Source organism: Dysgonomonas sp. Marseille-P4677 (assembly GCF_016652235.1).
Classification (GTDB): domain Bacteria; phylum Bacteroidota; class Bacteroidia; order Bacteroidales; family Dysgonomonadaceae; genus Dysgonomonas.
The window spans coordinates 1-9,641 of sequence record NZ_JAEPKU010000157.1 but is presented as its reverse complement, the minus strand read 5'-3'; the positions used below and the strand labels follow the sequence as shown (position 1 = coordinate 9,641).

6 protein-coding genes are annotated in these 9,641 nt (G+C 38.5%); 5 read left to right on the top strand and 1 reads right to left on the bottom strand.

Going from position 1 to position 9,641, the window contains the following annotated elements:
• Positions 1-495: 495 nt before the first annotated feature.
• The 5 genes from JGH11_RS17730 (at position 496) to JGH11_RS17710 (ending at position 8,798) form a co-directional block, all read left to right on the top strand.
• Positions 496-1,470, top strand: coding sequence for a FecR domain-containing protein (locus JGH11_RS17730; RefSeq protein ID WP_201114031.1), 975 nt, complete (start codon positions 496-498; stop codon positions 1,468-1,470).
• Between the two features lie 208 nt (positions 1,471-1,678).
• Positions 1,679-5,062 (top strand): TonB-dependent receptor, encoded by a 3,384-nt coding sequence (locus JGH11_RS17725; protein WP_201114029.1) that lies wholly within the window; start codon positions 1,679-1,681, stop codon positions 5,060-5,062.
• A gap of 6 nt (positions 5,063-5,068) precedes the next feature.
• Positions 5,069-6,892: a RagB/SusD family nutrient uptake outer membrane protein gene (locus JGH11_RS17720; protein WP_201114027.1), complete on the top strand. Its 1,824-nt coding sequence runs from the start codon at positions 5,069-5,071 to the stop codon at positions 6,890-6,892.
• A gap of 18 nt (positions 6,893-6,910) precedes the next feature.
• Positions 6,911-7,576 (top strand): DUF3823 domain-containing protein, encoded by a 666-nt coding sequence (locus JGH11_RS17715; RefSeq protein ID WP_201114025.1) that lies wholly within the window; start codon positions 6,911-6,913, stop codon positions 7,574-7,576.
• A 16-nt stretch (positions 7,577-7,592) separates the two neighbouring features.
• On the top strand, positions 7,593-8,798 hold the full coding sequence (locus JGH11_RS17710) for an enolase C-terminal domain-like protein (protein WP_201114023.1): 1,206 nt from the start codon (positions 7,593-7,595) through the stop codon (positions 8,796-8,798).
• Positions 8,799-8,923: 125 nt separating this feature from the next.
• Here the strand turns inward: JGH11_RS17710 and JGH11_RS17705 are convergent, their stop codons facing one another.
• The gene (locus JGH11_RS17705; RefSeq protein WP_201114021.1) at positions 8,924-9,490 is read right to left on the bottom strand and encodes an RNA polymerase sigma-70 factor; all 567 of its coding nucleotides are present in this window, start codon (positions 9,488-9,490) and stop codon (positions 8,924-8,926) included.
• Between the last annotated feature and the right edge of the window lie 151 nt (positions 9,491-9,641).

Genomic DNA, 9,641 nt, shown 5'->3' with positions numbered 1-9,641 from the left:
GTACTGTGTTTTTCATGGTATTAGATTTAAGGTTAACAATGAAGATTGGTTGTCGCGATGACAACCTTTTCTTTTTTATATATAGTATAATTTTTCTGTAAGATTCTAGAAATAATTGATCTATAGATAAGACATAGGTGTACTCCATACTTGAAAAACACGTAAGTATAAAAAATATCTACTTATCAAAGTATCAAACTCTTTTGCTATATTACCTTATTCGTTCATGTTGCGAAATTATGTTACGAATTTCAATATTATTCATAGGTACTTTAAACCTGACGTAATATGGTTGCAATCAATCATAAAAGAGCTTACTGTTCAGATTCAAACTTAAGCCGGTAATAGCAAAATACATTCCAAAGCGTCTCTTCTCTCCCCAACGGTTGTTCATTCTATAAAATAATCTGTAAAAATCAATTTATTTCATTTTTCTTTGGCGGATTATCCAACCATATACGTATTATAGATAAAACCATAAAATAGAATAAAGCTGTGGATGATCAATTAATAAAATATTTCGATGGAAAAATGAATGAGGATGAGCGTCTGGATTTTTTACATAAAGTAGAAACAGACGAATCTTTAAAGAAATCTTTTATCGAATACCGCAACTTGTTGGGGCTGTTTTCTCTTATAGATCACTCTGGAGATGAAGAAGAGGGACTAGAAGATTACAGACTTTTCACAGGAAAAAATGTTGACAAGCAAAGAAGAATCAGATTGCTCAGAATTGTAAAATATGCAGCAATGGCAATTTTCTTAATTGTAAGTTCATGGATGGCCTCATATTTTTTCAATACACAGTTACAGGAAATTGAAATAGAATACAACACCCTTCATGTACCTGCCGGACAAAGAGCTTCGGTTACTTTAAGTGATGGCACACAGGTTTGGCTCAATGCAAAGTCTACACTCAGTTATCCTGCTTATTTCGGAAAAGATGAGCGACTAGTAAAGATAAGGGGAGAAGCGTTTTTTAATGTAGCTAAAGACAGAGACAAGCCTTTTATTGTATCTACCAGTAAATTAGATATTAAAGTCCTTGGAACAATATTTAACGTAAAAGATTATACTGAAACCGATTCAATCAATATAAGCTTACTGGAAGGCGCAGTAGAAGTCTATAATCAAACAAATACCTCGAAAAAAGCCATAATGAAACCAAACGAATGTTTGAATTACAAGGATGGAATTATGACGATCACTCAAGAGATCAATGAGAATGAGTTTCTTTGGAAAGAAGGTATTTATACTTTCGAGAGAGAAAGACTGGAAAACATAGTAAAGAAATTGGAGCTGTATTACGACACAAAGATTATCATAAAAAACCCTTATATAGCCAAATATGAATACACCGGTAAATTCAGGCAACGAGACGGCGTTATGGAAATACTAAAAGTCATACAACAGATACATAAATTCAAGGTGGCAAAAGATGAAGCCAGCAATATAATAGTACTTGAATAAAAAACAAAGATATCTAACTTCTAAAAACTTAATATGCCTATGAATAAACACCTCTGAACAAAAAACGGCAGATGCCCCACATCTGCCGTAAAAAGTAAACCCAAAAATACTGAAGTTGAGTATTTACTTTTAAAATACAAATATTATGAAAATAAAACCTTTTTCAATCTTTTTATTATGTAAAAAACATAAAAGATCCTTTAGAATCATGAAAGTATTTTTATTCATTCTATTTGTCTGCACATTCCAGTTGCTGGCGATAGATTCCGATGCACAAAATACTGTAATACAAGTTAATTCCGATAAAATATCCGTTAATGAACTTATTCATGAAATAGAGTCGCAGACAGATTATCTTGTAGTTTACAGTCATCGGGAAATAGATATAAAGCGAGAAATAAATGTACCATACAGATCCGGGAAAGTCAAGGATTTTCTTGAGTCCGCGTTTAAACTGACAGATATTAATTATGTGTTTAATAACAATTACATAATTCTGAAAACAAAGGCCATAGACCTAAAAAACACGATAACGGTAAACTTTAGCCCGAAGCAAACAGGCAAAAAGATAACCGGAAAAGTTACAGATTTATCAAATGAGCCCTTGATAGGAGCCAATGTTACGGTAAAAGGCCTAAAAAAGGGGACGGTAACAGACAGTGACGGAAATTACAGTATAGAAGTAGAAACGGGTCAGTTCCTTGTTTTTTCCTACATAGGTTTTCTCCCACAGGAAATCGCTATAGAGAATCAGACAATTATAAACATAGAACTTTCTACTAATGAAAAGCTCATGGATGAGGTTGTAATTACAGGCTATGGTATCGCACTAAAGAAGCCTACCCTTACCGGAGCAATATCGACAATCTCCGATGAAGATATCTCACGTACAACCGCCGTCACCACCTCAGGAGCATTAGTAGGAAAGATAGCGGGTCTTAATACGCGGCAAGATGACGGACGGCCTGGGTCCACAACACGTATTAATATCCGGAATATGGGAAGCCCCTTATTTGTCATCGATGGCATCCAACAAAATGAAGGACAATTCAATAATATCGATTTCAACGATATAGAGACCATGGCTGTATTAAAAGACGCTTCGGCTGCTATATACGGGTTACAGGCTGCCAATGGGGTAATAGTGATTACCACAAAGAAAGGGAAAAAGAAAGAACGTAACTCCATAAGCCTGAACGCTCGCTATGGATGGCAACAATTTCTGGAATACCCACGGCCAGCCGATGCGGCAACTTACATAAAAAGCTATATGCAATCCGATGCTATCTTGAAAAATCCCAATCCCAAATATTCAAAAGAAGATTTGGAAAAGTGGCAACAAGGCACAGAGAAAAACTATCGTCCATTTGACTGGTACGATTACATTTTCACCACCAGCCCTCAACATTATCTAGGCCTGAACATATCCGGTGGTTCGGAAAAAATGAACTATTACATTGCCTTAAGTAATACAAAGCAGGAATCTGTTGTTGTGAATTATGGCAACTTTGACCGTACCAATGTTCATATAAGCTTGGAATCAGAAATATCCAAGCGCCTCAAGGTTGGCGCCACTATGAGCGGACGCATCGAGAAAAAAGAAAATCCGGGTGTTCCCGGCGATGACATCAAGGCCCCTTTCTTGGCACTATACCGCAATTTGCCTACAATTCGCCCTTATGCAAATGACAATCCAAAATATCCGGCAAAAACCTCGTCTTACGGAGATAGCAACTTCGCCATACTCAACTATAAACTGTCGGGGCGGGCAGAAGAAACATTCCGGGTAGCCCAATTGAATTTCAACGTTGAATATGAACTATTGAAAGGGCTGAAGGCAAAAGGATTATTCTCATATTTCTATTCCCAAAAATATTCTGACATCCATGAATATACCTATAAATTGTATAGTTATGACGAAGCAACGGATACTTACCCGGAGGCCTTCAGCATGGATAATCCGTTTATGACACGTACCGTATACCGGAAAGAGGAAATAAAAGGTCAACTACAACTTATGTATGAGAAAAAGATAGGTAGCCATCAAATAGATGCGGTAATAGGTGCGGAATCTTTTAAGAAGGATAATCCAGAATTCTTTATCCACTCCATACCCCCGTCCAATTCGATCAACCTATTCGATTATCAATCTTTGGATAAATTTACTGATAACGGTAATCGTACAGAAGCTCGTTTAGGATATATTGGGCGTTTAAATTATAATTATGCGCAAAGATATCTCTTAGAAGTATCAGCCCGTTATGACGGCTCATGGAAATTTCCTCCGGGCGACCGTTGGGGCTTTTTCCCCTCTGTTTCAGGCGGGTGGAGGGTATCTGAAGAGAACTTCTGGCAAAATTCCAAATTTTCATCCATTTTCAGCGACATAAAACTTCGCGCATCTTATGGTCTATTAGGAGATGACATGGTTTCGGACTATGCAGCATTCGATTACCTGAATGGATATAATTATTATAAGACAGGTTCGGTTATCAATGGGAAATACTACATAGGTGCAGAACCACGGGGGTTGCCCGTAACCAGTATTTCATGGATAAGGGCCAAGATATTCGACGTAGGTATCGACTTTGGCTTTTTCAAAAACCAGCTTACAGGCTCATTGGACTACTTCAACCGCAAACGTACCGGCTTGCCGGACTCCCGTTACGATGTGCTTATACCTGGAGAAGCAGGATTCAGTTTGCCGAAAGAAAATTTAAACTCAGATCTTCACAGAGGTATGGATGGCTCCTTGATTTGGCGAAAACTTACCGGAGAATTTAAATATTCTGTCGGAGGTAACTTTACCTATTCAAGACAATATAACTGGCATAAATACAAACCACGTTTTGGTAATTCGTGGGACGAATACCGAAATACGAGCGAAGAACGATTTACCGGCATTAGTTGGGGGTACCAAGCCATAGGACAATTTCAGTCATGGGAAGAAATCGCGGCTTATACGATAGATAACGACCGGCAGGGAAATAAAACTTTACGTCCAGGCGATATCAAGTATAAAGATGTAAATAACGATAATATCATAAATGCAATGGATGCCCGTCCTATTGGTTACACTGAAGGCTCTTTACCTCTACTTAACTATGGATTCAATTTCTCATTCCAGTGGAAAAATTTCGATCTGGCATTCGACCTCACCGGCTCTTCATTTGCGACATGGACTCAAGATAGGGAATTAAGGGTTCCATTTACTAACGGAGGAAATTCGCCGCAATATACAATGAGCGACCAATGGCATTTGGCTGACCCGAGCGATGCGAGCAGTGAACTGATAGCAGGTAAATATCCAACTATGCTGGTCGGTAACGGTAGTCATAGCAACTACTGGGGAAGTACATTCTGGGTACATAATGTAAATTACATCAAATTGAGGAATCTTGAGTTCGGATATACAATCCCAACCCAAATATTGATGAGAATGGGGGTGAATGACCTAAGAGTATACGTATCGGGCCAAAACCTTTTCTATCTAACAAATGTGGATGGAATCGATCCTGAAATTACTTCGAATTCGGGTATCCAGTATCCTACTACGCGTATTGTCAGTTTAGGTGTAAATATTAAATTTTAAAGCATTATGAAAAAGTTTAAATTATATATTTTAATAGTTATGCTGGTTTTATTTGCAACCGGATGTTCAGATTTTTTAGACCGGGAACCTGACCAGTTACTATCGGACGATGCAGTATTCAGCGATCCTAATATGGTACAATCAGTACTTGCAAATCTCTACGGGAGAGTTGAATGGGGACAATCATTGACTAACAACATGGATTACATCTATCTCGATGAAGCATGCAAATCTGATGGTGGACCAGATCAGACAAGGAGTTTCCCAAACGACAGATGGCGTGTCTATGATTACACAATAATACGCAATATAAATCAGTTTTTGATAAGTGTGAGCCAGTCGGGGCTGGATGTTAAGAGCAAACTTGAACTCGAGGGTGAAGCCCGTTTCCTTCGGGCATGGATATATTTTAACATGGCACGTTCGTTAGGAGGAATGCCTATTGTAGAAGATGTGGTTTTCGAATATACCGCAGGTGCCGACATCGAACCTTTGCGCTATTCTCGTTCTACCGAAGAAGCAATTTATGATTATATCATTAGCGAATGCGATGCAATTATAAACGGACAGATGCTGACAGAAGAAAAAACCGTAAATGCAGCCAAAGCAAATAAATGGGCTGTGCTGACTCTGAAAGCAAAAGCTGCAATATATGCTGCATCCATTGCAAAATATAATAATCTGATGCCTTCTCCAATAAGGACAACGGGTGGAGAAGTCGGAATCCCGGCAAGCAGAGTAGAAGATTATTACAGAAAAGCACTTAATGCCGCCGAGGAGGTTATAAAAGGGAAAAAATATGAGCTTCAGAAAAGAAATCCGGACAAAGGAATTAACTTTTATCAGGCGGTAACAGTTAAAGATAATAATCTGGAAGTTATCTGGGCGGTAGATTACATTTATCCGGGGCTTACTCATCAGTTCACAACGGTTAATACCCCTACATCCGTGAGCGAAGATATGGATGGAAACGCGATGACACCAATACTCAATCTTGTAGAGGCATTCGAATATAAAGATAATCGCAATGGTGAAATAAGAACAAAAGAGCCGGGTGGAGAATATGTTTTCTACGACAAACCATCAGACGCCTTCGAAAATAAAGATGCCCGTCTATATGGAACCATAATTTATCCGGGGTCTGTATTCAGGGGCAAGACTATAAATTATCAGGCAGGCCGCAAGTATCTGAAAGATAACAAATGGGTTAACGAAGTCGGCCAACCGGGCAGTGTGGATTCGAACGGAAATATAATAACAAGTGAAAATGGCCCGGTAGAAAACAGTGAAAGTTTTCTTAATAAGAGTGGATTCAACATACGTAAATTTTTAGACGAAATGCCATCCTCGGGTACAAGAGGCCGGGGTAGCGATGTCTGGTTTGTCCGTTTCAGATATGCGGATATATTGCTGATGGCGGCTGAGGCTGCAATGGAGCTAAACGACATACCTAAAGCCCTTCCATATATAAATGAAGTAAGAGACCGGGCCGGCATACAACCCCTACAAACAGTTTCGTTAGATGATATCGTGCGCGAACGGAGGGTAGAGTTTGCCTTCGAAAACCAGCGTTTTTGGGATCTGAAAAGATGGAGATTGGCACATGTAATATGGGATGGTGAAGATAACATGAACGCCATGCAATACGTACTATTCCCTTATGTGATAAATCAACCCGGACATCCTGCCCACGGTAAATGGGTATTCGATAAAAAGAAAGCATACATGGCACCTTATCCACGGAATTTCGAACTGAATAATTATTACAATTATCTAGATCAGAAGTGGTTGGACAACAATCCGAAATTAGTCAAGAATCCTTATCAATAATCACAAAAACAAAGCAATATGAAACAGGCTATCTTTATTATTTCAGGAATAATCTACTTACTGTTGCTAGTTAGTTGCGGTAAAGATAATTACGAAGAACCAGAATCCGAATTGATCGGAAAAATCACATACAATGGCCAGAGTATAGGTCTGAGAGGAAGTGGAGAAAAAGTGCAGATGCAACTTTATCAGGACGGATTTGCCTTGAGAAAACCTATTCCTGTATACGTTTCACAAGAGGGTACTTTCAGTGCAAAATTGTTTGACGGTACATACAAGCTGGTCACACGCGACAATAATGGTCCTTGGGTCAACAAAAGGGATACCGTAGTTGTAGAGGTAAGAGGCAATACTGTCTGCGAATATCCGGTCACGCCCTATTATATGATTCGCAACGAGGCTTTCAGTGTAAGCAGCAATAAACTAAAAGCGACATGTAAGATAGAGGAAATTACGCCCGGAAAGCAGGTAAGTTCTGTAGTTCTAATTATCAATAAAGGAATCTTTGTGGACGATGTGAGTTCACTAGCTAAAGTCAGTGTTTCAAAACCGGGCAACCTTGAGAATATCAATATTGAAATGGATTTATCTACTCGTACAGAACCTATATTGTATGGAAGAATCGGAGTTCAGATATCGGGAGTAAACGACTATTTATTCTCTAAAATAGTACAAATCAAATAATTTTAAACAACATATAATGAAAAGAAGAAATTTTTTAAAGCTTATGGCAGCATCTTCCGCATCTGCTATGATACCCTCAACTATTATGAGTAATCCTTTAATGTCGGATCGGGAAATCGATGAGGTAAAAGAACTTACCTATCACAAGCTAAAGGATATAAAATTCGCACAGGTACAGATGAGGTACCCTCGTCTCGTAGGTAAAAACTCTCGTCTTGGTGTGCATGGAACCGGTCCCAGGCTTACATTCTGCACCCTTGTTACGGACAAAGGGGCTGAGGGGCTGGGTTTGATACGGGGAAATCAGAAACAGGCTGAAGAGACATTCGACAGACTCAGGGGAAAAAGTGTTTCAGAATTGTTTGCTCCATCAGTCGGAACCCTTGACGAAAAGAATTATATTTTTGATTTCTGTTTACATGATCTTGCCGGAATAATACTGAACAAGCCTGTATATGCATTAATGGGTGCAGAAAAGCCCATTCTTACCAAATGTTATTCGGGTATGATCTACTTCGACGAAATGGAGCCCGAGAATAAGCCGTCGGGGCTAAACAAGATACTCGAAAATTGCTTGTTCGATTACAATTACGGTTATCGTCAGCTTAAAGTAAAAATCGGTCGTGGAGGTAAATGGATGTCGAAAGAAGCCGGACTTAAAACCGATATAATAGTCACTAAAATGATTTACGAGAACTTTCCGGATTGCGACATATTGGTCGATGGCAACGATGCTTTCACGGCAGACTATTTCATTTCGTACCTGAAGGGGGTTGAAGATATTCCTTTATATTGGATCGAGGAACCATTTCGCGAAACAAGAGAAGATTACACCAAATTGAAAGAATGGCTTGTAAACAATGGCCGAAGGAATACTTTCCTTGCTGACGGTGAAGCAAATCCTGATTTGAAGCTGGCTTTGGAACTTGGTAAAGAAAAGCTGCTCGACATTTATCTTGAAGATATGCTGGGATATGGGCTTACTCCTTGGCGGAAGCTGTCTCCTCAGCTTAAATCTATTGGGATGATGGCTTCTCCTCATGCATGGGGAGATACAGTAAAATCGTTCTACACTTCACATTTTGCCGCAGCCTATGGCAATGTCCCTACAATTGAGGGAGTAACCTGTTTCTCCGATGATATCGATCTAAGTGCCTATAAACTTAGGCGGGGGCGATTGACTCCGCCAAACCTCCCAGGCTTTGGTATGAAATTACTCTGATATTTTTCCAAGTCTTATTATGTATAAGATAAAGACCGAAGTTTGCAAAACTTCGGTCTTTGCTGTAAACGGTGGTATATTCCGACGGCCGCTCGTTGAAAAAAGAAAACGCCAGAAAAGGGATCTTATAGAAACAGGAAAAGAAAAAGTGGGAGATTATTTTTCAATTCTTTTCGCAATTTCTTGTATGCTATGGCCATCTGGCTTTCCACAGTGTTTAGTGAAATATTCAGCTCCGTAGCTATATCTTTTTGTTTCTTTCCTTCTATTTTACTTTTTATAAAAATATCGCGGCATTTCTCAGGTAAAGAGTCTAATGCTTGTCTTATTATGTTTTCAATATCTTCCTGAGAATATTCTTGCTCGAAAGATTCAAGGGCATTGCAATTTATTTTCAAGTTGAGAATATATTCTTCAGAGATTTTATCCATAGCTTTTTGATTGACAATTCTGCGTCTTAAGAAATCAAGACTTCTGTTCTTGACCGAAAGGAATAGAAATGCAAATAAGTTAGCATGTTGAGAGAGGAATTCCCAATTTTCCCAGAGGTAAGTAAATGCATCATGTACTATATTTTCCGCATCTTCATCCCTTAATACATATTCTTTCGCAAATCTTTTCATTTTTGCAAAATATTGGGTATATATATCTTCGAATCGTTGACTATCTCTTTTTTCTGAATAGGACTTCATCTAAAAGTATTTGGGATGTGAGCATTTATGATTAACCCATAATATAATAGATAATTATGAGAACCTCGAAATATCTAAACTGCATTTTATTTTGTCTCAATTCTCAAAACAAAGTGCATAAAATTTGATATTTTACAGTATTCTTCAATAG

Coding starts and splice junctions, on each gene's coding strand:
- JGH11_RS17725 (WP_201114029.1), top strand. CDS start 1,679: ATGAAAGTATTTTTATTCATTCTATTTGTCTGCACATTCCAGTTGCTG.
- JGH11_RS17720 (WP_201114027.1), top strand. CDS start 5,069: ATGAAAAAGTTTAAATTATATATTTTAATAGTTATGCTGGTTTTATTT.
- JGH11_RS17715 (WP_201114025.1), top strand. CDS start 6,911: ATGAAACAGGCTATCTTTATTATTTCAGGAATAATCTACTTACTGTTG.
- JGH11_RS17710 (WP_201114023.1), top strand. CDS start 7,593: ATGAAAAGAAGAAATTTTTTAAAGCTTATGGCAGCATCTTCCGCATCT.
- JGH11_RS17705 (WP_201114021.1), bottom strand. CDS start 9,490: ATGAAGTCCTATTCAGAAAAAAGAGATAGTCAACGATTCGAAGATATA.